Raw genomic sequence first — 25468 nt, 5'->3', positions numbered from 1 at the left:
CAGCAGCCGCCACAGTTGCCGTAAAACAACACCCGGCTCCGAACCTCCCCAAACAGCCGCAGCGGCTCTTGAGGGAGACCGGCGCCGGGTGTAAAGGACGGCCTCCTTTTTGAACCATTTTGAAACGGGGTACCGGACATGCCGATCATGAGCCGCTCGCCCAAAGGGGCAGCAAACCCGCGCTAACCCGCGACGACGGGACGGCCGGTGTCAACGGGACAGGGACCAGCCTGTACCCGCACGACCCCTATTCAAAATGGAAATCTCCCATGGGCAATTCCATCCCGGATGCCGGGCCGGCCGACGCCGCGCCTGCGTCCATTCATATGTTTTATTCAGAAGCCTCCTGGATCGAAGGCGCGGCGGTCGATCAACTTCGCCACGTTGCCGGGCTGGACGGCGTCAGGGCCGTTGCCGCCTTTCCGGATCTGCATCCCGGAAAATATGGCCCGGTCGGCAGCGCCATCCTGTCGGAGCGTATCTATCCGCCGCTGATCGGCAACGACATCGGTTGCGGCATGTCGCTGTTCGCCTTAGGAATTCCCGCCCGCAAGCTGCGGCTCGACAAGGCTGCGGTCAAATTGCGCGCGCTCGAAGGTCCCTGGGACGGCGATGCATCCCAACGCCTCGTTGAGGCGGGCCTTGCGTCCGACCTTCACCCGCAAGCCCTCGGCACCATTGGCGGCGGCAACCACTTCTGCGAGTTGCAGGTCGTCGACCGTGTTTGCGACGGCACTGCGCTGGCAGACGCAGGCCTTGCCGAAGGTCAACTCGTGATGCTGGTGCATTCCGGCTCCCGCTCGCTCGGCATGGCGGTCTTCAACGATGTCGATCAGGCCCATGAAGGTCTGGCGGCAGGTTCGAGCGAAGCGGCAAACTACCTGAACCGCCATAACGACGCGGTCGCCTGGGCCGGGCTCAACCGTCAGATCATCGCCGAGCGGGCGGCAAGCGCCCTGCGTGCCGACCTGACGCTGGTCGCCGATGCGCCGCACAACCTGATCGAGGTCTTCGACGGCCTCTATCTCCACCGCAAGGGCGCGGCGAAGGCGGATGGCGGTCTGGTGCCGCTGGCCGGCTCCCGCGATGCGCTGAGCTATCTGGTCAGGCCGACCGGCACCAAACCGGAAGCGCTTGCCTCTCTCGCCCACGGATCCGGCCGCAAATACGACCGCGCCTCCATGGCCGGCCGGGCCGGTGCGACGAAGTCGGACCGCAAGCAGCTGGAGCGCACCTCCTTCGGCGGCTACGTGGTCTGCGAGGACCGCCAGCTTCTGATCGAGGAGGCTCCGGTCGCCTACAAGCCCTCCGGCCAGGTGCTGGCGGATCTGGAAGCCGCCGGCCTCGCAACCGCCGTCGCCTCGCTCAAGCCCCTGCTGACCTTCAAGAAGGCAAAGGCGGAGCGGGACACCGGCGACAAGGAAACCTGGAAACGCGTACGGAAACGGAGGGAGAAATCATGACCTCCGATAAGGACCTGCGCCTTCTGGTGACCAGCGGCGACGGTCCGCGCGAATGCCGGCGGGCCGTCCACCTGATCCTCGGCCAGATGCGGAAAGAGGCCGCCCGGCGGACCCTGACCTTTGACGAGACCCTGTCCGACCCGGATGCCCAGGATCCGCCATCGGCCATCGTCCGCCTGTCCGGCGAGGCTGCGGAGGTCTTTGCGAAACGGTGGGTCGGAACGGTGCAATGGATCGCCCAGAGCCCGTTCCGGCCCCATCACAAGCGGCGCAACTGGTTCGTCGGCGTCTTCCGGGTTTCAGCGGAAGATGCGGTTTCGACCGAACTCGATCCGAAGGAGCTGAAGTTCGAGACCTTCCGCGCCGGCGGACCGGGCGGCCAGCACCAGAACACCACGGACAGCGCCGTGCGCCTCACCCACCTGCCGAGCGGCATCGCCGTCATCTCACGGGATGAACGCTCCCAGCACCGCAACAAACAGGCGGCCCTGCGCCGCCTCGCCGACCGGCTCTACCTGCAAAAGGAGATCGCCGATGCCCGGTCAAAGGCATCGGAAAACATCCTGCACAAGCGCCTGGAACGCGGCAACGCGGTGCTCTGCTTCAAGGGGGAGAAGTTCGTGGAGAGCTGATCCGGCCGTCTCTGCTCCCCGCTGGTGGCCGGATGCCTCACCGCCGCTCAAATGGTATCCAGAACGGTATCAAGCACGACGCGCAACCGACGCAGGCGGCGGAGGTCGCTGTGATAGCCGACCCAGACATCCCGGGCAGGCGGCGGCGGTTGCGTGTCGAAGCGGACCAGTCCGGTCATGTGTTGAGCCAGCCGGTCCGGCAGCACGGCAATGCCCGCGCCGGACTGGACGGCCTTCGCCTGAACCTCGCGGTTGTTGCTGCGAAAGGCGACGATCGCCTGCGGAAAGGTGTCCCGCAGCCAGGCCGCATCGGGAAAAGTCTCGAAGGCATGATCCATCGTCACCAGCTTGGCCCCCGCACCCGATCCGGTTTCCGGCGGTTCGGTATCCGACCTGCCGTATAGCCCGTAGTCGATCCGGGTCAGCTTGCGCTGGATCACGCCGCTCTCCTTGAACGGCGTGATCCGGAAGGCGAGGTCCGCCTCGCGCCGGGCAAGGCTATAGATCCTGGCATCGGTCAGGAGTTCGATCGTCAGTTGCGGATGCTCTGCGACGAGCTGCGACAGGACCGGCGTCAGCACATAGGTGCCAAACCAGTCGGAGCTTGCGATCCGCAGCGTGCCCTCCAGCTGCCCGCCCTGGCCGTCCAGCTCGCGTTCGAAGGACAGGGCCTCTTCTTCCATCCGCTCCGCGTGGGGCAAGACGGCCGAGCCCTCGTCGGTCAGGACGAAGCCTTCGGTCGTGCGCTGGAACAGGGCGTGACCGACCGAGGCTTCCAGGGCCTTTAGCCGGCGGCCCATGGTCGGCTGGCTTTGTCCGAGCGCCCGGGCAGCCGCGCCAAGGGTTCCGTTGCGCGCTATGGCCAGGAAGATCCTGACGTCGCTCCAGTCCATTTGATGTCCCATTCAATTATGAATGAATGTAAATCAAAAACGTAAATTTCAAACAGTAGCATCTGTTCCCATCTTGGTTTCGTCAACACCTCAAACGGAGAGACCGGGATGTCACAGACCCAGGAAACCATGCGGGCGGCCCTGCTCGAAACCAACGGCGGACCTTTCCGCATCACTGATATTGCCCGGCCGCAGCCCGGACCCGGTGAAGTCCTCGTCTGCATCAAGGCCAGCGGCGTCAATCCGCTGGACACGAAGATCCGTGCCGGCATCGCCGGACATGCAAAACATCCGCTTCCCGCCATTCTCGGGATCGATCTGGCCGGCGTCGTGGAAGCGGTCGGGCCCGACGTGACCGCCTTTAGCCGCGGTGACGAGGTCTTCGGCATGACCGGCGGTGTCGGCGGCAATCAGGGCTCTCTGGCAACGTTCGCCGCCGTGGATGCCCGTCTCCTGGCCCGCAAGCCCGCCAACCTGACCATGCGCGAGGCCGCGGCCCTGCCGCTCGTCTTCATCACCGCCTGGGAAGGTCTTGTGGACCGGGCGCATGTCAGCGCCGGCCAGAAAGTCCTGATCCAGGGCGGAGCGGGCGGCGTCGGCCATGTAGCGATCCAGATTGCCCGTGCCTTCGGTGCGGAGGTCTACGCTACCGACGGCGCGGAAAAGAAGGACATGATCGCGGCGCTCGGCGCGACCCCGATCGATTATCGCACCCGAACGGTCGAGGACTACGTCGCCGAATACACCGGCGGCAACGGCTTCGACATTGTCTATGATACCGGCGGCGGTGCGATCCTCGACAGGTCGTTCCAGGCGATCCGCCGCTTCGGCCACGTGGTCAGCAGTCTCGGCTGGGGCAATCATGCGCTGGCGCCGCTGTCCTTCAAGGGCGGCACCTATTCCGGCGTTTTCACGCTTCTGCCGCTCCTGACCGGCATCGGCCGCGAACACCACGGCGAGATCATGAGTGAGGCGACCCGTCTGGCCGAGGATGGCAAGCTTGTGCCAGTCCTCGATCCCCGCCAGTTTTCGCTGGAGCAGGTGGCCGAGGCGCATGCGGCGATCGAGGATCGCAGTGCGCGGGGCAAGATCGTGGTGGATGTGACCGCATAAAAAGGCGGCCTTGCCCCTTTCCGTCCGCTGACACGGGATCTCCCCCTCAACGAGAAAGAGAGGAGCAAGGGACCAGGCTGTCACCGAAATCGCCTGGTTTAAACCCGCTGACCCCATCACTCCGGCGTCGGCAGCTTCAGGTCCGGTGCCTTTTCAATCGCCTGGGTAATCGCCATCTCGAAGTTCGGCGCCTTGGTGTCATAGGTCGCCTTGACGATGAAACCGTCATCCGGCCGGACCCAGTATTTGTAGTGGTTCTCCGTCACCATGCCCTGGGAGACGGTGAGATCCGCCTCCAGCGTGTCGTGCGCAACACCGCCGATCTCCTCCGTGCCGCAGGCGGCGTTGCGGATGGTCTTCGCGTTTTCCGCCTTTGCGGCGATGGCGCCTTCCGCATTCTGGCTCGCGTCGAGATCGCGCACTTTCGCCCAGCTCTTGCCCTCGTCCGACGACTGGTACATGACGTTCTGATAGGTCAGCACCCAGGCCTGCGGCGGGTTGATCGGCACGCTCATGTGATGATCGTGGTTGAGGTACAGGAAATCGTTGCTCATGGGCGGCGCGCCCTTGAACTCGGTCGTGACGAAGGTCTTCGTCGGCACGCCCTGATCGAGCTGCATGTAGAGCTCGACGAACCGGTCGTGGCACGGATCGGCGAGGCCGGCCTGAATGGTGCCGAGCAGAAGGCCCGCGGCCGCAACGGCTGGTTTCATCGGCTGACCCCTTTTTGAAAAGCGCTTAATTCAAATCCATCAAACCGGAGAATACCGAATTCTCACCGGCAAACATCACACAAATGTCGTATGCGCAGGCCGCAAACCGGACGGTTTCACCCCAGCACGACAACCTTGGTGCCGACATGCACCCGGTCGTACAGGTCGATCACGTCCTGCTGCCACATGCGGATGCAGCCGCTGGACGCATTGGTGCCGATGCTGCTCGGTACATTGGTGCCGTGGATGCGGTAGAGCGTGTCCTTGTTGCCCTGCCAGAGATAAAGGCCGCGGGCGCCGATCGGATTGCTCGGACCGCCCGGCTGGCCGTCCCGGAATTTCGCCAGCTTGGGATCCCGGTCGATCATTTCGTCCGGCGGGAACCACTTCGGCCATTCCCGCTTGAAACCGACCTCCGCCTCGCCGTTCCAGGCAAACCCCGCCCGTCCGACACCGATCCCGTAGCGGATCGCCCGCCCGCCGGGCTGGACCAGATAGAGGAACTTCTTGCGCGGATCGACAACGATCGTCCCCGCCGGATAGCGCGACGAATAGGAAACGGTCTGGCGCAGGTAGATCGGATCGAAGTTCTGGTACTGGATGGCGGGAAGCGAGAACCCGCCGTCCCGGATTGGCGCATAGGCCGCGGCATAATCGGGGCTCCCGTCGGCACTCAGATCAAGCCCCGCCTGACGTATACCGCTTTCCTTGCTCTGGCACGCGGCCATAAAGCAGGACAATCCCACAACGAAACTCCGGCGGCTCACCTTCAACGCCATGATCGCTTTCCTCGTTCCCGGCCCGACCGGCCGCGTCAGATCCATGATCCGACAGATGCACCGCTTTGCATTGAGAGCAACATGATTATGGTAAATGGATGGTGAATATTTGACCCAGCGTCAGCTTATTCAAAGAACGGCGCCCGGAAAATGACCCGGCCATCAACACATAACAAAAAGGGCCACCCTGACGGCACGGGCGAACGCGATGGCGAAGACCCGCCCGGCCAGACGGGCCATGCCGCGGCTGGCAGAGCTACAAGGTGAACTGCAAGTCGATGACGGCGCGCTTGCCGATGGAATTCGGCGGCCAGGCTTCGGATATCGGTTTCTTGCCCGCATCGACCGCCTCAACCTTGACCTCGTAGGGGCCGCCGACGGGAACGGCGTAGCCGCCGCTTTGCGGAAACCGGGCCTTGTTGCGGAGGAACAGGGACAGGAACCAGTTCATGCTGCCGCCGCCGGGGATCGTTCCGATGACGGCCAGCTTCCCCGGCTCGCCGAAAAGCACGTTGACGGGGCCGACGGCCTTATCACGGGTAAGCGTGACCGAAATCCAGGCCTGGTCTTCCTGTTTGGGCCCCACGATTTCCGCCGGCGGCTCGATCGGCCGGAAACCGAAGGTCCGCAGGAGCCGGTTCACCCCGGCACTGCCGCCGGCAATGATCAAGGCCGTCAGAATATATCCCGGGATGGTATTTTTCACTTGATCCACGGGCTGCGTATAGATGTTGAACAGGTTGGTGACCACATCGAGGTGAAACAGCCTGACCAGAATCAGCGAGAAGGCAAAGGCGATCAGGGCGTTCGCGGAAGCCGTATCGAATATCCGCAAATACGGCCGCCACCGGAAGATGAGCTGCAGGCCGCTCTCCACAAGCACAGCCAGAATGAACAGGATGAAGACCGCCTTGAACGATTCATTATAGATATCTTCGCTGCCGAAGGCCCCAAATTCGTCGCGGACCTCGACGGTCGCGGAGACGGATTCGTTCGGTTTGCTGCTCAGTTTGTAGGTCACGGTATCGGTGAACTGCCCGCCTTCCTTGGGCGCGAAATACATGAGCACGTTGTTTTCGCCGTCCGCCTTTTGAATGACCTTGACGGTCCCGTATTTGGCTTTCTGCTCCGTTATCTCGTCCGGCGACTTCTCGACCTCCAGCGACCCCGCCGGCTTGACCTGATACACAGCCTGCGCGACTGCGGCCGGACCGCCGAGCAACAGCAGCGGCAGCATCAATGCCAGAACCGACCCCAGGCGTCTGCCGAAATTCATGCCTTCAAAGAACAGCCTGCCCATGTTTCCCCCCACATAAAATACCGGTACCCAATTCCACGTTCTGCCCCGGAAATTTCCTTGAGATAGGGATCGGAATAATCCGTCTCGTTTCTCGTTAACACGACCAAATCACAGCTTAATCAGTTGAATAACCTTAAAATATACAACTTATTGTTGCAGCCCGAAAGCGATAAGGGAAGCGAATATTTTGCGCGTTCGGTCGCGATCGCGGCGCCTCCCCGGAAACCAAGCGGACCGTGAGGCACGCACGATTTAATGACAAACCACCGGATCGCCATCGGCCCATCCTGGCCGGATCCAGTGGACAATACCCTGCACCGCCACCTCCGGCACTGACCCGATAACGATGGGTTCGAACAAAAACGGGCCCCGAAGGGCCCGTTTCCAATTCAATACCAAGCTCCTGCGTGAAGCTTAGCTGTTGACCAGGTTCCTGAGCACGTAGTGCAGGATGCCGCCGGCCTTGATGTAGTCCAGCTCGTCCAGCGTATCGACGCGGCACAGGCACTCGATGGTCTTGGTGGTACCGTCCTCGTAGGTCACTTCCACGTCCATCATCTGGCGCGGCTGGATGTCGGCGATGCCCTTGATGGTCACGCGTTCCTTGCCGGTGATGCCGTGGCTCTGCCAGCTTTCGCCTTCCTTGAAGGTGAGCGGGATGACGCCCATGCCGACCAGGTTGGAGCGGTGGATACGCTCGAACGACTGGGCGATCACGGCGCGCACGCCGAGCAGCTTGGTGCCCTTCGCGGCCCAGTCGCGGGACGAGCCGGTGCCGTATTCCTTGCCGGCGAAGATGACCAGCGGGGTACCTTCGGCCTGGTATTCCATGCAGGCGTCGTAGATCCACTCCTGCTTGCCGTCCTTCATGGTGACGCCGCCTTCGACGCCCGGAACCATCTGGTTCTTGATGCGGATGTTGGCGAAGGTGCCGCGCATCATGACCTGGTGGTTGCCGCGGCGCGCGCCGTAGGAGTTGAAGTCCTTCGGAGCGACCTGGTGCTCGGAGAGATAGGTCCCTGCCGGGCTTTCCGCCTTGATGTTGCCGGCCGGAGAGATGTGGTCGGTGGTGATGGAATCCAGGAACAGACCCATGACGGCGGCGCCCTCGATATCCTCGAGCGGCTTCGGCTCCATGGTCATGCCCTCGAAGTAAGGCGGGTTCTGGACGTAGGTCGAGGACATCGGCCAGCCGTAGGTCATGCCGCCTTCCACCTTGATCGCCTGCCAGTGCTCGTCGCCCTTGAAGACGTCGCCGTAGCGCTCGCGGAACATGCCGTCGGTGATGGAGGAACGGATGAGATCGGTGATCTCTTCCGTCGACGGCCAGATGTCCTTCAAATAGACCGGGTTGCCGTCCTGGTCCTCACCGAGCGGATCTTCGGTGATGTTGACGTTCAGGCTGCCGGCGATGGCGTAGGCCACGACCAGCGGCGGGGACGCAAGGTAGTTGGCGCGCACGTCCGGGTTGACGCGGCCTTCGAAGTTGCGGTTACCGGACAGCACCGAGCAGGCAATCAGGTCGTTGTCGTTGATGGCCTTGGAAATGGCCGGGTCGAGCGGACCGGAGTTACCGATACAGGTGGTGCAGCCGTAGCCGGCAAGGGTGAAGCCCAACGCGTCGAGATCGTCCTGGACACCGGCCTTTTCCAGGTAGTCGGTGACGACCTGGGAGCCCGGTGCGAGCGAGGTCTTGACCCACGGCTTGACCTTCAGGCCCTTGGCGAGCGCGTTGCGGGCAACGAGGCCGGCGCCGATCAGCACGGACGGGTTGGAGGTGTTGGTGCACGAGGTGATCGCGGCGATCACCACGTCGCCGTTGCCGAGATCGTGGTCCTTGCCCTCGACGGCGACGCGCTTGGCGACTTCCGCACCCTTCTTGAACTCTTCTTCCATGGTTCGGGCGAAACCGGCAGCCGCATCGGACAGGTTGATGCGGTCCTGCGGACGCTTCGGACCGGAAACGGCCGGAACGACCGTGGAGATGTCGAGTTCGAGCGTGTCGGTGAAGACCGGCTCTTCGTCGGAGTGGCGGAACATGCCCTGCGCCTTGGCATAGGCTTCAACCAGGGCGACGCGGTCCCCATCGCGGCCGGTGGACTTCAGATAACCCAGCGTGTCGTTGTCGACGGGGAAGAAGCCGCAGGTGGCGCCATATTCCGGGGCCATGTTGGCGATGGTGGCGGCGTCTTCGAGCGACAGGTTGTCCAGGCCCGGGCCGTAGAATTCCACGAACTTGCCGACCACGCCCTTCTGGCGGAGCATTTCGACGACGCGCAGAACCAGGTCGGTCGCGGTGATGCCGTCGTTGAGCTTACCCGTAAGCTTGAAGCCGATGACTTCCGGGATCAGCATGGAGATCGGCTGGCCGAGCATGGCCGCTTCCGCCTCGATGCCGCCGACGCCCCAGCCGAGAACGGCCAGGCCGTTGACCATGGTGGTGTGGCTATCGGTGCCGACCAGCGTGTCCGGATAGGCAATGGTTTCGCCGCCTTCTTCCTTGGTCCACACGGTCTGGGCCAGGTATTCCAGGTTCACCTGGTGACAGATACCGGTTCCCGGCGGCACGGCGCGGAAGTTGTCGAAGGCCGACTGGCCCCAGCGCAGGAACTCGTAGCGTTCGCCGTTGCGCTGATACTCCAGCTCGACGTTCTTCTTGAACGCGTCCTGGGTGCCGAAATAGTCGATCATCACCGAGTGGTCGATGACGAGGTCGACCGGAACCAGCGGATTGACCTTCTTCGGGTCGCCGCCGAGCTTCACGGCGGCGTCGCGCATGGCAGCAAGATCGACAACGGCCGGAACGCCGGTGAAGTCCTGCATCAGCACGCGGGCCGGACGGTAGGAGATTTCATGGGTGGACTTGCGGGTCGTCAGCCACTTGGCGACGGCGCGGATGTCGTCGGCGGTTACCGTGCGGCCGTCTTCGAAACGCAGCAGGTTTTCCAGAACGACCTTCAGCGAGAACGGCAGCTTGGAAACGCCTTCCAGGCCGTTTTTCTCCGCATCGGGAATGGAAAAGTAGGTGTAGGTCTTGTCACCGACCTGCAGCGTCTTTTTAGACTTGAAGGTATCGAGGGACTGGGTCACGGCGGGCGATCTCCTTGCGGTCCTTGGGAGCCCCCGGGAAGACGAGGGGCAGCCTGGGTCTGAAACTCTCTGACCGATCCGGCAAGCCGGCTCGGATATTCTGCCTCTGACGGGCATGCGTTTTAAGGGCCGTTTCACCGCAGGTATCCTGCCGGCAAACCCTGGCCCGAACGCTTCGACGCCCCTATACAGAAATTTGGCTGCGACCACCAGAGACCGGTGCGAATTGCACCCGGTCCGAAGTCGATTTTTTCAAACCGCCGGCCGCCAGACCCTTCCGATGAGGAGCGTTTGGCGAGCTTTATATACAAGCGTATACAAAAGTCACCCCCCTCTTTTGGCGAGATCCGGATTTTTCGCAAGCAGCTATCGCCGATCCGCTCGAAAAGCCTCTCCGCGCCATTTTTGCCTTCGACCGGACCGCACAAGCAGCGGTAGCAGCACTGTCTATTGCGTCGTAACGGGGTTCCCATTAATAAATTTCGGTATGCACCCGTCTTTTTTACTGATTGTCCTTTTTAGCTTCCTTGGATTGTCGGCCCCGTCATACGGGCAGGAAGCTGTACGGGAATCACTGGAAATCGGGGACGCCGGCAAGGCCTATCTTCGCTCGATCCGGTTGCGCGGCATCGATTCCGATGTTGCCTATTTCGCTCCGTCCGCCCCCCCGCCTGACCTGGACATCAAACAGGAACCGGTCAAACCGAAGCCGGAGCGGGACGGATTCCAAACCGCGATCGACTGGCCGACAGGCCTCATCGCCGGCGCCGTGCTGATCGTCATCGCCTATATTTTCCTGCGTTTCGGCGGCGGCATAGCCGTTTCTCTTCGTCGCGATGCGCAGAATCCCGACCGGAAACACGGAAGATCCCCGCTCGCGACGCCTGCCTGGGCGGAAAGGCTGGGCTCCTACCAGGAAATCGTCGGCATGAAGGACCGCAGGCGTGCGCTGGTGCTTTTAACGCAAAAGGTGCTGGCCTCGGTGGTGGCCGCAAACGGCGTGCTCATGCAGCGCAGCTGGACCGGACGGGAGGCCCTGCAGCATATCCCCGCCACCTGGACACAACGCGATATCCTGCGCTCGCTCGTCCTGGCGAGCGAGCGCGTGCAGTTCGGTGGGCGCGACGTCAGCGAACACGAGTTCCGCGAGCATGTTTTCGCCTGCAGGCAAATACTGGGGCCCGAGGCCTCATGAGCGACGCCAGGGCTATGTCGGCGACCCGGGGATCGCCGTTTCAGGGATTGCGCCTGGAAACGGTCGTCATCGCCGTTGTCTGCGCGATCGTGCTTGCCGCCGGCTGGTATCTTCTGGCGCAGCGGCAACAGACCTTGCGCAGCTCCCCTGCCGGACTGGACGGATTGCAGATCTGGCTGGCATCGAACGGCGTCGGCGCCCGGAACTTTTCCGGCGGCTGGCTCATGGACCAGACATCGGTCGGGCTCCTGATCGTGCCGATCTATGACACGGCTCTCAACGAGGACCGCAAGGCCCCGACGACCAAGGATGAGCTCCTGTTTCAGCAGGACGAGTACGACCTCACCACTTCCGTGATCTCGGCCAAGGCGCAGAAGGTGCCGACGCTCCTCGTCCTGCCGAAATGGCGCAGCGGCATGCGCCTGACCGGTCTCGCCCATCCGATCCTGAACGTGGAAACGAAGCGGCTGAAGGCGACCGTCAGCAAGCTGACGCCAGACGGCAGTTTCACGCCCGTGTTTGCAAGGACGCCATTTACCCGTTTCCCGTACCGCTCGTCAGAAGGCAAAGATCTCAACGCCGAGATCTATGCCGCGCAAATGTTCCGGAGCTACCTCTGTACTCCATTGCTTGGAACCGAGGACGCCATGATCCTCGCCGAATGCCCGCTGGTTACGGCTTCGGATAAAAAAGGCGAAACGGTTCTGGTTCTTTCCGACCCGGATCTTCTGAACAATCATGGACTGCGACTCGGCGACAACGCGACGATCGCCCTGGATATTCTCCGTTCCAGGGCGGGCAAGAAGAATATCGTGATCGATTACAGCCAATCCGACTGGCTGCGCGATCCTTCAGCCGAACCGAGACGCGAACGCAGCTGGGACGATCTTCGCCGCTTTTTCGGCCCGCCCTTCCTGACGCTCTGGATCGGCGCCGCCCTGGTACTCGGGCTGTTTCTCTGGCGCTCTGCGCTCAGATACGGCCCGATCCGGTCCGATACGGCAACGCCCGGCGCGGGCAAGAACCTGGCGGTGCGCGCACGGGCGCGGCTCATGCGGCTTTCCGGTCAGGACGGGGCCTTGACCGGCGAATACGCCGCCGCGCGGCTTTCGGCCACGGCGGACGCCTTGTTCGGCCGCGCCAATGCGCATCACTACGCCAGCGAAGACGGTTTTTTGAAATTCGCGGACCGGCGGCATCCGGAAGAAGCGGCCCGCTTGCGGAACGTCCTGTCCCGGATCAGAACCGCCCCGGCGCGCCTGCCGGCCACGGACGCAATCCAGCTTATCGATGAATTGGAACAGGTTTTGGAGCAAATAACCAATGACGCTTGAAGCCCTGCGCGAACGCACGGACGCCTTGAGGGCAGAGATCGGCCGGACCGTTCTTGGCCAGGATGAGGTCGTCGAACTTCTGCTGGTCGCGCTGTTCGCGCGCGGCCACGTGCTTCTGGAAGGCCCTCCGGGCACGGCAAAGACCCTGCTTGCCCGCAGCTTTGCCGCGGCCCTTGCCCTCGATTTCGGCCGCATCCAGTTCACCCCGGACCTGATGCCGGGCGATGTGCTCGGCACCTCGATCTTCGATTTCCGGACCAACAAGTTCGTCCTGACCAAGGGGCCGGTCTTCTCCCAGGTCCTGCTCGCCGACGAGATCAACCGCGCGCCGCCCAAGACCCAGGCCGCGCTCCTGCAGGCCATGAGCGAGCGGACGGTCAGCATCGACGGCACCGACCATCCGCTCGGCCGGGAATTCATCGTCGTGGCCACGCAGAACCCGATCGAGCAGCAGGGAACCTATCCGCTTCCCGAAGCGCAGCTCGACCGCTTCCTGTTCAAGCTCGTGATCGATTTTCCGCCGGAAGACATCGAAATGGCGATCCTTCGCCAGCATGCCGCCGAACCTCTCGAAGCAGGCCTGGAGACGACCGCCCTTTCAAAGGTGCTGGATTCGGCCGCACTGGCCGAAACGCGGACGCTGGTCGACGGCATCACCTTAAAAGACGACATCCTGGCCTATATCCTCCGCCTGATCCGGGCGACGCGCGAAAGCTCCGAAATCGCCTTCGGCGCCTCGACGCGCGCCGCGGACGCCCTTGCGAGTGCGACCAGAGCCGCCGCGGCGCTGAGCGGCCGGGACTTCGCCATCCCCGACGACGTCAAGCGGCTGTTCATCCCGACCTTGCGCCACCGGATCGTGCTCGGCCCGGCGGCGGAGATCGAGGGCCGCAGCCCGGCGCAGGTTCTGGAAAACATTCTCAACCAGATCGAGGCCCCCCGCTGATCCGTCCATCGAAAAGATTGCTGGCCTTCGGCGCGGCCGCCCTCGTCCTTTCGGTGGTCGCCGTCGTGGCCGGGGGAGCGGGACGGGAAATCGCGTTCCTGCCCTGGGTGGTGTTGGCGGCCCTGACCGGCCTCGACCTGGCGCTCTCCTTCCGGCGTCCGAAATCGTTGGCGTTCGAGGCGCCGCCGGAAATCTTTGTCGGCGAAACGGCCACGCTGCACCTGACCATCGAGGGCGCGACGCGCGATCTTCTGGCAAAGCTGGACTGGCCCGCAGGGCTGAGCGGCGAAGGCGAAATCATCTTTCGAACAGGCCCTGATGGCACCGCCACGGCCGAGGTCAAGTGCCTGGCCGTGCGGCGGGGTCTCTGGCATTTCGATCATCTCTGGCTGCTTTGGGGCTCCCGTCTCGGGCTCCTGGAATTCGTCCCGCGCCTGGATCTCGGGGCGGAACTGCGCGTCGTGCCGAATATCCGCCTGGTCCAATCCGGTCAGATCACGACGACGGTGCTGTCCACGCTTTATGGCGTGAAGGAAAACCGCGCCATCGGCGAAGGCTCCGAGTTCCAGCAATTGCGCGACTTCGTTCCGGGCATGGACATCAAGACGATTGACTGGAAGCGCTCGGCCCGCCGCCGGTCGCTGGTGGCAAAGGAACTCCGCGCGGAGCGCAACCACCACGTGATCGTTGCGCTCGACAACGGTTACCTGATGCGCGAGGAGATCGGCGGACTGCCGAAGATCGATCATGCCATCACGGCGGCGCTCGCGACCGCCTGGGCCGCGGCCATCGGCGGCGATCTGGTCGGCTATTATTCCTATGACGTACGGCCGCGCACCTTTGCCGCCCCCGCCCCCGGCCGCAATGCCTTCGCGCGGCTGCGCCACTGGACGGCCGAACTCTCCTATGTCAGCCGCGAGACGAACCACACCCTGGCGCTGACGGAACTGAACGCCCGCACCCCCAAGCGCAGCCTGATCATCATCTTCACAGACTTCATCGACACCACGTCGGCCGAACTCCTGATCGAGAACATCGGCATTCTCGCCAAGCGCCATCTGCTGATCTTCGTCGCCATCCGCGACCCGGATATGGAGACGCTGTTGGAAACCGCTCCCGCAAACCTGGACGGCGCCGCGACGCTGGTGGCCGCCAATCAGTCGATCAACGAGCGCCGCCTGGTCCTGGAACGCCTCACCCGCATGGGTGTTACCATTGTCGATGCCAAGCCGAGTGCGGTGACCGCGCGGCTGATTTCGGCCTATCTGGAAATCAAGGCTCGGGAGCTGATCTGATGGACAATCAGGATCTCATGCGCTCGGCGCGGTTCCGGAAAGAGAGAGAGGCCGATTGGCGCCGCCTGGAGGGCCTTGTCATTGAGGCGGAGGGCAAGGGCCTGCAGCGGATGGACTTCGCCGACGCCCGCGACCTCGCCTCCCTCTACCGCCAGGCAACGACGTCCCTGGCGATTGCCCGCGAGATCTCCCTCGACAAGGCGCTCCTTGGCTATCTGGAGGCCCTGACCGCCCGCGCCTATCTTTGCGTCTATGCACCCCAGGAACGGGTCGGCGGACTGGTCGAGCGGTTCTTCACCTCCAGTGCGCCCCAGGCGATGCGGCGGTGCTGGCCGTTTATCCTGCTGGGTTTCGTCTGCATGGCGCTCGGCGCCCTGACCGGCTACCTGCTCTATTTCGAAAACAACGACTGGTTTTACGTCTTCACACCATCGGGCCTCGCCGGCGGCCGGGGACCGGATGCCACGACGGAAGCCCTGCGGGCAGTCATTTACGGCGGCGACAGGGAAACAACCGGACTTGGCGCTTTTGCGGCCTTTCTCTTCTCCAACAATACGCGGATTGCGATCTTCGTCTTCGGGCTCGGCGTTTTTGCCTGCGCACCGGCGATCCTTCTGACCTTTTACAACGGCCTCATGCTTGGGGCCTTCCTCGGACTTCATGTCGACCGCGGTCTGGGCGCGGATCTCGCCGGCTGGCTCTCCATCCACGGTGTCACCGAGATTTCCGCGATCTGCATCGCCTGCGGCGGCGGATTGAAACTCGGTGCCGCGGTGCTCTTTCCCGGGGAGAGATCACGGTCCGATGCGCTTCATCATGCCGGCCGCGATGCGGTGAAGCTCGCGCTTGTGGCCGCGCTCATGCTCGTGGCCGCCGCCTTTCTGGAAGGCTTCGCCCGGCAACTGGTCCAGGATCTCAACGCCCGTTTCGTGATCGGCTGGGGCGTCGGCGCGCTCTGGCTGAGCTGGTTCCTCTACGGCGGACGGAGGCGGCAATGATTCCCCGTCCGATGCTCCCCCGTCTCCGGCGCAAGCGGAAGAAGGACAGACCTTCACCCGACATCCTGATGCCGCCCGAAGGGGTTGCGCTGACCCTTCCGATTGCCGGCGTGGGCGTTCGCCTCGCCGCGCAGATCACGGATGTCATCATCACCGTGCTCGCCGCCGGCTGCCTGCTGATCCTGCTCGCGGCCTTCAACCTGACGAGCCCGCGAACCATCTTCGCCATCGGCGCGCTGCTCTTCTTCTTCATCCGCGTTCCCTATTACATCGTCGCCGAACTCGGCTGGAACGGCCAGACGCTGGGCAAGCGCTTCATGAAGATCAAGGTCGTCTCCCATGACGGCGGTCCGCTGACGGCCCATGCGCTCGTCCTGCGCAACCTGATGAAGGAGGCGGAGATCTTCCTGCCCGCAACGCTTCTCCTGACCCTGGATGTGGCGACGCCCATTGAGTCCATCGCTTCGCTGGCCTGGATAACGATGGGTCTCATGGTGCCCCTTCTCAACCGCTATCGCCGCCGTCTCGGCGACATCATGGCGGGCACCCACGTGATCCACCTGCCCGTGCCCGTGCTCTTGAAGGATCTGGCGACCGAAACACCGGTCGTGAGCGAGGACCGGAAAAAAATCGTCTTCCTCTCCCACCAGCTCGATCACTACGGCGCCTTCGAGCTGCAGACGCTGGAAACCCTCCTGCGCGCCCAAAGCATGCGCCCCGCCGCCGGCGCCGAACAGCAGCGCCAGGCGACCATCGAGGCGATCGTGGAAAAGATCCGCAACAAGATCGGCTACGCGGACCCGGTGCCGCCCGCGGACCGGCTGCGGTTCCTGCAGGCCTTCTACAACGCGCAGCGCGAACATCTGGAACAGCGGCAACTGTTCGGGGACAGGCGCGAGAACAAGCACTACGCGCAGGCCGACGAGGAAAACCGGATCGGGAACTAGAACGAACTGCACGCGCTGCTTGCAGCCTCATGAAAGCGCGTTTAACGTGAGCCTTGTCAATGAGTTGGACCTCCGCAAACGGGCTTTATCACGTTGCCAGACAATGACACTCCGCCCACCGGGGCTTTTTCTCAGAAGCACGGCAATCCGACTCCCGATGGTTCCCCACCTCACCAAGTACCGCCACTCGGAGTAGGCGCCATATTCCGCGACACTTTTTCGATACTCCTGAGGCAAATCGTTCCGATAATAACCATCGGATTTGTAGCGACCGTTATCAGCACGCAAATATACGCGCAGATGGGTCCTTTTAAGCTGCAATTGGATTTGCCGAGCGTGATCGCGGCTCGCGTAATTCTATTCGCAATTCCTCAAATCGCGATCTACGCGACGATAGCCGCATTTGTTGTGCGTCTGTCTTATGATGCGAAACTGGAGCGCCCGGTAAAAATAAAACGCTACATTCTGCCAACCATAACCTCGGCTTTCGTCCTGACGATTCTTGGCGTCATCGTCATGACGACCCTGCTGGGGTCTATGTTTCTCACTCTATATCTTGATGTATTGAGCACCTTGGAAATCATCATTCTGGCTCGAGCAGGCTTTTGGCTTCTTTTATGGCTTTGGGCTCCGATTTCCATCATTGGGGCGATCATCGTCATCGAACGGACAGGTATCCGCGGATTGAGCCGCAGCCTGACGCTGACAAGAAGCTATCGGTGGGTGACGGCCGGCGTACTGTATCTTGCTGTCGCCTGCCTGTTCCTCTTTCATGTCGCATATGGGTTCCTTGTCGCATGGATCGCGGGAATCAGCAGCCTGAGTGCGGCCAAACTGCTGGGGTCAGCATTCGACAGCCTCGGCGTGGTCATTTTCTGCATTCTCATAACGCTCATTTACGCCCGCCTGTGCGAGATCAAGGAAGGCGTCAGCCTCGACCGGATCGACGCCGTATTCGGGTAAAAACAGCGCAAGCCGGCACCCGGCAAGACCTGCGCCGCGCAAGGCTCCGCTCACCGCTTGAGCCTGCTACCTAAAATACCTATTGTGAAAAATTGCGATAAGAACGCGCAGTCTCGGACAAGACCTGCGCATACCGGAATTCAGGAAACTGCCTTTCAGATCTTTTTCTCGGAGCCAATAGAATGACTGACACGACCTTCGGCCAGCCGAAAGCCTCTCTTGGAGTTGGCGAAATCATCAGCGACAGCTTTTCGATCCTCTTCGGAAAATTCCTGCAAGTCGTCTTTATCGCCTTCGTACCGACCCTGATCGGCTACCTGATTTCCGGCCTGCTGAACGGCTTTGGCGTCGCAATCGGATTGGCAGAGCCGCAGTTCACCAATCCCGGGACTGGCATCGCATTCGCGCTGTCGCTTCTCGTGAACATGGCCATCTATTCCATCACGACCGCCCTTCTCGTTCAGCTGGCCTATGATGCCAAACTCGGCCGACCGGTGCAGATCGGCCGTTACTTCGGGCCGGCGCTGAGCACGATCCTGCCCCTGACGATCCTGAGTATCATTGCCACCATTCTTATCGGCATCGGCTTCGCCGTGCTGATCGTTCCGGGCCTTTGGGTCTATGCGGTCTTTTCGGTCGTGGCTCCTGCCATCGTGATCGAACGCGCCGGCTTCGGCGGCCTGGGCCGCAGCGCCTCCCTGACCAAGGGATATCGCTGGCCGATCGTGGGAACGCTCCTGCTCGGGCTGATCTGCATGATGATCATCAACCTGGTGACAGGGTTCGTGATCGGAATTGTCGTCGCCATCGGCGGCACCATTCTGGGCGTGATCCTGTTCGCGGCGCTCGCCGCCATCGGAGCCGGCCTTCTCAGTATCCTCGTCGCGTTGATCTACGCCCGGCTGCGCGAAATCAAGGAAGGCGTCAGCATCGACCAGATCGCGTCCGTCTTCGACTGACATTCTCTGCAGCCATCCTATTGCAGATCTGGCGGGTGCAGCAGGCGCCCGCCAGTGCATCACTCTTCGCTTGAGCCGTCCCCGGGAAACCTGTGCCGTAAGATCCAATCAGCGCGCGTGGATCGGATGACTTGCGCATCCGCATCCCCAAACGGTTCCCTGCCGTACAGAATTTTTTCCGGAGCAATATCAATGACAGACTCGACCCTGGGCCAGCCCAAAGCCGCGCTTGGCGTCGGCTCATTGATCGGCGAGAGCTTTTCGATCTACGCCAGACATTTCCTGCCAATCACGATCGTGGCTTTCGTATTTGGCGCAATCGGCCTCGTAATTTCGATCCCGATCGTTGGTTTCGATTCCGCTGTCGGCATCAAAGGCCCCTCGGTCACCGACTTCAGTGCCGCTATCGTTTCCTATTCGTCGACCGTCATAAAAATAACGACAGGCTCCTTTGCAACTGCCCTGCTCCTTCAGTTGGCGTATGACGCGAAACTTGGCCGATCCATACAGCTTGTCCGTTATTTAGGTCCAGCTCTGAGTGCCATTGTCCCGTTGGTGATTTTGAGCATTGTTCAGTCCATTTGCTTCATGGTTGGACTCGTTTTGCTGATTGTTCCCGGTCTTTGGATCCTCGCTGTTTTTTCTGTCATGGATCCCGCCGTCGTTATCGAACGCGTCGGCTTTCGCGGACTGCACCGCAGTGCTGCCCTGACCAAAAACTATCGCTGGCCGCTGGCCGGCCTGTTTGCTCTGATACTGATCCTCATTTTCTCTATCAACTTCGCGGCGACATTTCTTGCCAATATCATCGTTCCTGCGGCTGGAATGGCCACAGGCCTTATCCTCATTGCAGCAATGAACTCCCTGGGAAAAGGCTTCGCCGTCGTTCTCACCGCACTGATCTATGTCCGGTTACGGGCGATCAAGGACGGCGTCAGCGTCCACCAGATCACTTCCGTTTTTGACTGAGGCAAGGGGGCGGGAGCTGCTTAAAATGATGGACAACACCTTCAGCCGGCCCAAGACCCCGCTCGGCGTCGGTTCGCTCATAGGCGAGAGTTTTTCGGTGTTGTTCAGGAATTTCGTGCTGATCGTCGCGATTGCTTTTGTACCGATCCTGCTCGGCAACCTGATTTCGGGCCTTTTGGTTGGTTATGAAGTGGCAATCGAGGTGAAGGCGCCGAACATAACCACGACCGGCGAGGCGGTCGCCTATGTGCTGTCCTTCCTCTCGAAAACAATAGCCGATTCCCTTGGAACCATTTTACTCGTCCAACTGGTCTATGAAATCAAACTCCGCCAGTCGGTCCGGCTTGTCCGCCTTTTCGATCGGGTGCCGAGCGTGATTTTGCCAATGTTTGTCCTGAACCTCGCCTTTAGCCTCCTGGCGATCGAGGTTCTCTTGGAAAATATCACCAGGCTGTCCCTGGGGAGCGTAGGATACCTCCTGCTTTGCATTCCGCAGTTCTGGCTCTATTCGGTATTTTTCGTCATGGCTCCCGCCATCGTCATCGAATACTTGGGCGTTCGCGGCTTTGGCCGCAGCGCAGGCCTGACCAAGGGTTATCGCTGGCCAATTGTGGGATTGGTCGTGCTGATAAACATCGTTTTCTTGGCAGTAGCCATCGGCATGATTTATGTGATCGACGTTGTCACAAACCTGGGAGGCAGTGCTGCAGGCATGATCCTGTCCTCGTTGGTTGTTGCGCTCGATTCGGGTTTTGTCAGTGTCCTATTCGTGCTGACCTACGTTCGCCTGCGCGAAATCAAGGAAGGCGTCAGCGTCGACCAGATTGCAGCAGTGTTCGATTGAGACCCGTCCGGAATGAAGCGCAGGACTCCAGCAGAGGATACCCTTTGCCACACTTTAAGGGCTGGATTTTCCTTGCATGATCGCCGCCTTGCCAACTAACAAGGCGGACGTTCATTTTCCTGCGGAGTCTGTTCCCTGAAGCTGCCCCTGAAACTGATTGCCGAAAATCTTGCCGTCGACCGCGGAGACCGACGGGTTTTCTCGGATCTGACCTTTGCCCTGGAAAGCGGGTCCGCCCTGGTCGTGACCGGCGCCAACGGCGTCGGGAAATCCTCCCTTTTGAGGACCCTTGCCGGCCTGGTTCCGCTAAAGGAAGGCGGCATTTCCCTTGAGGGCGGCGAGGACGACCGGACGGCCTTCGAGCATTCCCACTATTTCGGCCATCAGGACGCGGTCAAGCCGGCGCTCACCGTTCTGGAGAACCTGACCTTCTGGCAGGCCTTCACAGCGCCGATCTCCGCCGACGTGTTTCCGACCGAAATCCACAAGCCGGCGGACGCGCTGGAGTTTTTAGGCATCGGACATACCGCCCGGCTTCCGGCCGCCTATCTGTCGGCCGGCCAGAAACGGCGCCTGTCCCTTGCCCGCCTTCTGGTTTCGTCCCGGCCGATCTGGCTGATGGACGAACCGACGTCGGCGCTCGACCGGCACTCCGAGGCCCAGCTGCTGGGCCTCATGAATGCCCATCTGGACCGGGGCGGCATGATCGTGACCGCGACCCACACGGACCTTCCCCTCAACTCCATCCGCACGCTTCACCTGGAAGCGCCGCAGGACGTCCGGATCGTGGGGGAACTCGCATGACCGGCTGGGCTCTTTCCCTTTTCCGCCGTGAGATCAGCCTGGCGGTCCGGGTCGGCGGCAGCGCCATGGTCGGCGTGCTGTTCTTCCTGGCGGTCGTCACCGTCATTCCCTTCGGCGTCGGCCCGGACCTGAACCTGCTGGCCCGCATCGGCCCGGCCGTTCTGTGGATCGGCGCGCTGCTGGCGACCCTGCTCGGCCTCGACCGGCTGTTTCAGGCCGACCGCGAAGACGGCGCGCTGGATCTCTTCTTGATGTCCGGTCGGTCGCTGGAACTGCTGGTTCTGATCAAATGCCTGGCCCACTGGATGGCGACCGGCCTGCCGCTGGTGATCGCTGCCCCCGTGCTTGCCATCTTTCTCAACCTGGAACCGGTTGCCATCGGGGCGGTCACCCTGACGCTGCTTGTCGGCACGCCGGCCCTGACCCTGATCGGCGCCGTCGGCGCCTCGCTGACCGTGTCCCTGCGCCGGGGCGGGCTGCTCCTCGCCGTCCTCGTCATTCCGCTCGCAATTCCGGTCCTGATTTTCGGCGTCAGTTCGGCGGACGCCGCCATTCACGATCCGGTGCCCTTCATGACCCCGTTTCTGATCCTGTGCGCGCTCACCCTGATCACCGCCGTGATCGGACCGCTCGCTTCTGCTGCCGCCCTCAGGTTTTCGTCGGACTGAACAGCCCGCATTTTCTTCATGCGACGGTGTTGTCCATTGAAGGTTGGGCGGCTCTACACTAGAACGGTTCCATGGCTATCTGGGATTATGCAAATCCGACCCGGTTTCTGAGGCTGGTGCAGATCATTCTGCCCTGGCTGATCGGCCTGTGCGTCATCGCATTCGCCGCCGGTCTCTACATGACCTTCTTCACCGCCCCTGACGACTACCAGCAGGGTGCCACGGTCAAGATCATGTACATTCACGTGCCGGCCGCCTGGCTTGCCATGATGTGCTACTCGATCATGGCGATTTCCTCGCTCGGCACGCTGGTGTGGAAGCATCCGCTCGCCGACGTCTCCGCCAAGGCTGCAGCCCCGATCGGCGCTGCCTTCACCTTCATGTCGCTGGTGACCGGCTCGCTCTGGGGCAAGCCCATGTGGGGCACCTACTGGGTCTGGGATGCGCGCCTGACCTCCGTCCTGGTGCTGTTCATCATGTATCTCGGGCTGATCGCCCTGTGGCGGACCATGGAAGACCCGATCAAGGCCGGCAAGGCCGCCGCGATCCTGACCCTGGTCGGCGCGCTCAACCTGCCGATCATCAAGTTTTCCGTGGAGTGGTGGAACACGCTGCACCAGCCGGCCAGCGTGATGCGCATGGGCGGCCCGACCATCGCTACGTCGATGCTGATCCCGCTGTTCGTGATGGCGATCGCCTTCACCCTTTTGTTCTTCGTGCTGCACCTGATGGCCATGCGCAATGAAATCCTGCGCCGCCGCGTGCGCGCCATGCGCCTGAAAGCAGCCGCCACGGCGCGTCCTGCCACCGTTACGGCGACAGCCCAGCCGGCGGAGTGAGTTTCATGGACCTTGGAACGCACGCAGGCTTCATCATCGCCTCCTATGCCGTCTGCCTTGCTGTCGTCATCGGCCTGATCCTGTGGGTCGTGATCGACAGGAAGCGCCAGGAAGCAGACCTTGAGGAACTGGCGGAGCAGGGGATCACCCGCGCCGGCGCCGCAAAAGGCGATACCGGGCAGACCGGACCCAAAACATCAGAGGCCGCCAAAGCATGAGTGAGCAGACACAGACGCCGCAGAAGCGCCGGATTCCGGTTCTGGTGCTGCTTCCGGTCGTGATTTTCGCAGCCCTTGCCGCTCTCTTTCTGTTCCAGCTCACCATGGGCGAGGATCCGCACACGATTCCCTCCGCCCTGATCGGCAAGAAAGCCCCCGAAACGGACCTGCCGCCGGTCACAGGCCTTGTGGACAACGGCACCCCGGTCCCCGGCGTTTCCACCGCGGATCTCATGGGCAAGGTCTCCGTGGTGAATGTCTTTGCCTCCTGGTGCGTGCCCTGCCGCCAGGAACACCCGATCCTGGAAGAACTCGCCACCGTGGACGGAATCCAGCTGATCGGCATCAACTACAAGGACAAGCCGGAAAACGCGCGCCGGTTCCTCGGCAGCCTCGGCAATCCCTATTCCCGGGTCGGCGCGGACGAAAAGGGCCGGGTCTCGATCGACTGGGGCGTCTACGGCGTTCCGGAGACCTATATCGTCGACCCTGCAGGCACCATCCGTTACAAGTTCATCGGTCCCCTGTCGCCCGAGTCCTACGTGAACACGTTCCTTCCCGAGCTTGAGAAAGTGAAAGCCGGTAACGGCTGATCCCGAACCTCGACACCTCCGAACAACCAAAATCAGCAGGTCACCGCCTCGTGACTCGCTCTTTATCCGGCTTGTGCCTATTTTGGCGGCATCGCAAGAACCAAAAGGACGAGCCCCTATGGGCAAGCTCAAAGGCCCGGCAAGCGCCCTGCTTCGCCGCACGATCATCGTTTCGTCGATTGTTACAGCTCTGACCGCCGCCGGACCGGTTTCCGCCGAACCGCAGGCCGTCGCGGAGCTCTTCACCAGCCAGGGGTGCTCCTCCTGTCCGCCGGCCGACCGGCTGGTGGAGAAGATGGTGAACACGAGAGACGACGTCCTCGCCCTGGTGCTGCCGGTCGACTACTGGGACTATCTCGGCTGGAAAGACACCCTGGCCCGGCCGGCCTACTCGGCCCGGCAGCGGGCCTATGCCGCCCGGCGCGGCGACCGGTCGGTCTATACGCCGCAAATCGTGGTCAACGGCGATGAGCATGTCGTCGGCAGCAACAAGGCGGCCGTCGGCAGCGCCCTGAAACGCGCCGCCCCCTTCACGGCGCATGTCAGCCTCAAGGCCAGCGACATGGCGATCGAGGCCACGGTGGACGGCGCCCTGCCGAAAGGCGCGCATATGGCCACGGTCCTGTTTCTCAGGGTCAAGGATCACAAGAAAGTCGCCATCGGTCGCGGGGAAAATGCCGGCGCAACGGTTAACTACGTCAATGTGGTGCGCAGCCTGCAGCCGATCGGCATGTGGGACGGCAAGACCGAGACCTTCCGCATGCCCAAGAGCGAGCTGATCCGCTCCGGCGACGAGCGCTGCGCCGTCCTGATCCAGCTTGAAGACGACGAGGGGCCCGGCCAGATTATCGGCGCCGCCATACTGGATATGCCGCCCCATTCGTAATCCCGTCTGACCTGCGGACACGCATGTCCTGAGGACTGTCGAAACTCCGGGGTTGTTTCCGGGCTAAAAACTGCTACCCCTTGCCGCGTTCACGGCGCTTATCCGGCGCATCCGGCAAGATGGGGACGGTTTATGAGTCTCAGACTGCGCATAGCTTTCGCCAGCATAGGTGTCGGCGTGGTCGTGCTCGGCCTGAAGTTCGCCGCCTACTGGCTGACCGGATCGGTCGCGCTCTATTCGGATGCGCTGGAAACGGTGATCAATGTCGCGTCCTCCATTGCGGCGGTCTTCGCCGTCTGGTTCGCGTCCAAACCGGCCGATTCCAATCATCCTTATGGCCACGACAAGGCAGAATATTTCGCCGCCGTCCTGGTCGGCGTGATGATCGTTCTGGCCGCGATCTCGATCTTCCAGTCCGCATGGCTCGGCTTTATCGCCAATGAGCCCGCCAATTATTCTCCGCTGGGTCTCGGGGTTAATGCGGCAGCCGCCCTCATCAACGGCGTCTGGGCCTGGTATCTGATCCGCTTCGGCAAGAAACACCGCTCGCCGGCGCTGGTGGCGGACGGCCGTCACCTTCGAACCGACGTCGTCACGTCCGTCGGCGTTCTTGCCGGCGTGGTCCTTGTTGCCTTGACCGGCTGGACCCGTCTCGATCCGATCCTGGCGGGCCTGGTGGGCCTGAACGTACTGTGGACCGGTTGGGACATCATGAAGGAATCCATCAGCGGCCTGATGGATGAGGCGGCCTCGGCCGATACGCTGGACAGGATCCGCAACCTCATCTCCGAACAGGGGGAAGGTGCGCTGGAGGCCCATGACCTCAGGACCCGGATCGCGGGCCGGACGACCTTCATCGAATTCCACCTGGTCGTGCCGGGTGAGATGACGGTGGATACCGCCCATGACATTTGCGACCGGATCGAACAGGCCATCGGCAAGGGCCTGCCGGGATCCCATGTCACCATTCACGTCGAACCGGAATACAAGGCCAAGCATTCCGGCATCGTCGTCTTGTAGTCAGGGG

25 protein-coding genes are annotated in these 25468 nt (G+C 62.1%); 20 read left to right on the top strand and 5 right to left on the bottom strand.

What is annotated here, in order from left to right; all coding sequences use genetic code 11:
* Window positions 1-269 precede the first annotated feature (269 nt).
* Both HK439_RS11375 and prfH read left to right on the top strand, forming a co-directional pair.
* Entirely contained in the window at window positions 270-1463 is a 1194-nt protein-coding gene (locus HK439_RS11375; RefSeq protein ID WP_190291622.1) for an RNA ligase RtcB family protein, read from the top strand.
* On the top strand, window positions 1460-2095 hold the full coding sequence (gene prfH, locus HK439_RS11370) for a peptide chain release factor H (protein WP_190291621.1): 636 nt from the start codon (window positions 1460-1462) through the stop codon (window positions 2093-2095). Before HK439_RS11375 ends, prfH begins: the two co-directional genes overlap by 4 nt.
* Before the next feature lie 47 nt (window positions 2096-2142).
* Here prfH and HK439_RS11365 read toward each other — a convergent pair whose 3' ends face one another.
* Window positions 2143-2988 carry a LysR family transcriptional regulator gene (locus HK439_RS11365; protein WP_190291620.1) on the bottom strand — a complete coding sequence of 282 codons (846 nt, stop codon included), beginning with the start codon at window positions 2986-2988 and terminating at the stop codon, window positions 2143-2145.
* 108 nt (window positions 2989-3096) lie between these two features.
* Between HK439_RS11365 and HK439_RS11360 the strand changes: the two genes are divergently transcribed.
* Window positions 3097-4101 carry a zinc-dependent alcohol dehydrogenase family protein gene (locus tag HK439_RS11360; RefSeq protein WP_190291619.1) on the top strand — a complete coding sequence of 335 codons (1005 nt, stop codon included), beginning with the start codon at window positions 3097-3099 and terminating at the stop codon, window positions 4099-4101.
* Window positions 4102-4217: 116 nt separating this feature from the next.
* Here the strand turns inward: HK439_RS11360 and HK439_RS11355 are convergent, their stop codons facing one another.
* The 4 genes from HK439_RS11355 to acnA form a co-directional block, all read right to left on the bottom strand.
* The gene (locus HK439_RS11355) at window positions 4218-4814 is read right to left on the bottom strand and encodes a hypothetical protein (protein ID WP_190291618.1); all 597 of its coding nucleotides are present in this window, start codon (window positions 4812-4814) and stop codon (window positions 4218-4220) included.
* A gap of 116 nt (window positions 4815-4930) precedes the next feature.
* Window positions 4931-5593, bottom strand: a complete 663-nt coding sequence (locus tag HK439_RS11350) for a L,D-transpeptidase (protein WP_190291617.1) — start codon at window positions 5591-5593, stop codon at window positions 4931-4933.
* Window positions 5594-5849: 256 nt separating this feature from the next.
* On the bottom strand, window positions 5850-6893 hold the full coding sequence (locus HK439_RS11345; RefSeq protein ID WP_190291616.1) for a hypothetical protein: 1044 nt from the start codon (window positions 6891-6893) through the stop codon (window positions 5850-5852).
* Between the two features lie 414 nt (window positions 6894-7307).
* On the bottom strand, window positions 7308-9983 hold the full coding sequence (gene acnA / locus HK439_RS11340; protein WP_190291615.1) for an aconitate hydratase AcnA: 2676 nt from the start codon (window positions 9981-9983) through the stop codon (window positions 7308-7310).
* Between the two features lie 487 nt (window positions 9984-10470).
* Here acnA and HK439_RS11335 point away from each other — a divergent pair, with 487 nt between their 5' ends.
* The 17 genes from HK439_RS11335 (at window position 10471) to HK439_RS11255 (ending at window position 25461) form a co-directional block, all read left to right on the top strand.
* Window positions 10471-11178: a DUF4129 domain-containing protein gene (locus tag HK439_RS11335; RefSeq protein ID WP_190291614.1), complete on the top strand. Its 708-nt coding sequence runs from the start codon at window positions 10471-10473 to the stop codon at window positions 11176-11178.
* Window positions 11175-12512 carry a hypothetical protein gene (locus HK439_RS11330; protein ID WP_209011730.1) on the top strand — a complete coding sequence of 446 codons (1338 nt, stop codon included), beginning with the start codon at window positions 11175-11177 and terminating at the stop codon, window positions 12510-12512. The genes HK439_RS11335 and HK439_RS11330 overlap by 4 nt, the downstream gene beginning before the upstream one ends.
* Window positions 12502-13458, top strand: a complete 957-nt coding sequence (locus HK439_RS11325) for an AAA family ATPase (protein ID WP_190291613.1) — start codon at window positions 12502-12504, stop codon at window positions 13456-13458. The genes HK439_RS11330 and HK439_RS11325 overlap by 11 nt, the downstream gene beginning before the upstream one ends.
* 17 nt (window positions 13459-13475) lie before the next feature.
* Window positions 13476-14753, top strand: a complete 1278-nt coding sequence (locus HK439_RS11320) for a DUF58 domain-containing protein (protein WP_190291612.1) — start codon at window positions 13476-13478, stop codon at window positions 14751-14753.
* On the top strand, window positions 14753-15751 hold the full coding sequence (locus tag HK439_RS11315; RefSeq protein WP_190291611.1) for a stage II sporulation protein M: 999 nt from the start codon (window positions 14753-14755) through the stop codon (window positions 15749-15751). The genes HK439_RS11320 and HK439_RS11315 overlap by 1 nt, the downstream gene beginning before the upstream one ends.
* Window positions 15748-16698 (top strand): RDD family protein, encoded by a 951-nt coding sequence (locus HK439_RS11310; RefSeq protein ID WP_209011729.1) that lies wholly within the window; start codon window positions 15748-15750, stop codon window positions 16696-16698. Before HK439_RS11315 ends, HK439_RS11310 begins: the two co-directional genes overlap by 4 nt.
* A gap of 300 nt (window positions 16699-16998) precedes the next feature.
* On the top strand, window positions 16999-17661 hold the full coding sequence (locus HK439_RS11305) for a hypothetical protein (RefSeq protein WP_190291610.1): 663 nt from the start codon (window positions 16999-17001) through the stop codon (window positions 17659-17661).
* Between the two features lie 182 nt (window positions 17662-17843).
* On the top strand, window positions 17844-18620 hold the full coding sequence (locus HK439_RS11300) for a hypothetical protein (protein WP_190291609.1): 777 nt from the start codon (window positions 17844-17846) through the stop codon (window positions 18618-18620).
* Between the two features lie 192 nt (window positions 18621-18812).
* On the top strand, window positions 18813-19589 hold the full coding sequence (locus HK439_RS11295) for a hypothetical protein (RefSeq protein ID WP_190291608.1): 777 nt from the start codon (window positions 18813-18815) through the stop codon (window positions 19587-19589).
* 25 nt (window positions 19590-19614) lie between these two features.
* Window positions 19615-20433 carry a hypothetical protein gene (locus tag HK439_RS11290; protein ID WP_190291607.1) on the top strand — a complete coding sequence of 273 codons (819 nt, stop codon included), beginning with the start codon at window positions 19615-19617 and terminating at the stop codon, window positions 20431-20433.
* Window positions 20434-20580: 147 nt separating this feature from the next.
* Window positions 20581-21237, top strand: a complete 657-nt coding sequence (gene ccmA, locus HK439_RS11285; protein ID WP_190291695.1) for a heme ABC exporter ATP-binding protein CcmA — start codon at window positions 20581-20583, stop codon at window positions 21235-21237.
* Complete coding sequence (ccmB, locus tag HK439_RS11280; protein WP_190291606.1) at window positions 21234-21905, top strand: heme exporter protein CcmB; 672 nt, start codon at window positions 21234-21236, stop codon at window positions 21903-21905. The genes ccmA and ccmB overlap by 4 nt, the downstream gene beginning before the upstream one ends.
* 71 nt (window positions 21906-21976) lie before the next feature.
* Window positions 21977-22744 carry a heme ABC transporter permease gene (locus HK439_RS11275; protein ID WP_190291605.1) on the top strand — a complete coding sequence of 256 codons (768 nt, stop codon included), beginning with the start codon at window positions 21977-21979 and terminating at the stop codon, window positions 22742-22744.
* Between the two features lie 5 nt (window positions 22745-22749).
* A complete protein-coding gene (gene ccmD, locus HK439_RS11270) occupies window positions 22750-22962 on the top strand; it encodes a heme exporter protein CcmD (protein ID WP_190291604.1) in 213 nt (70 codons plus the stop codon).
* Window positions 22959-23555, top strand: a complete 597-nt coding sequence (locus HK439_RS11265; protein ID WP_190291603.1) for a DsbE family thiol:disulfide interchange protein — start codon at window positions 22959-22961, stop codon at window positions 23553-23555. The genes ccmD and HK439_RS11265 overlap by 4 nt, the downstream gene beginning before the upstream one ends.
* A gap of 118 nt (window positions 23556-23673) precedes the next feature.
* Window positions 23674-24441 (top strand): DUF1223 domain-containing protein, encoded by a 768-nt coding sequence (locus tag HK439_RS11260; RefSeq protein ID WP_190291602.1) that lies wholly within the window; start codon window positions 23674-23676, stop codon window positions 24439-24441.
* A gap of 132 nt (window positions 24442-24573) precedes the next feature.
* Complete coding sequence (locus HK439_RS11255; RefSeq protein ID WP_190291601.1) at window positions 24574-25461, top strand: cation diffusion facilitator family transporter; 888 nt, start codon at window positions 24574-24576, stop codon at window positions 25459-25461.
* The last annotated feature ends 7 nt before the right edge of the window (window positions 25462-25468 follow it).

Origin of the sequence: Roseibium aggregatum, from assembly GCF_014692675.1 — a bacterium.
GTDB lineage: Bacteria > Pseudomonadota > Alphaproteobacteria > Rhizobiales > Stappiaceae > Roseibium > Roseibium aggregatum_C.
The sequence above is the reverse complement of the archived record's forward strand: the minus strand, read 5'-3'. Positions and strand labels throughout refer to the sequence as shown.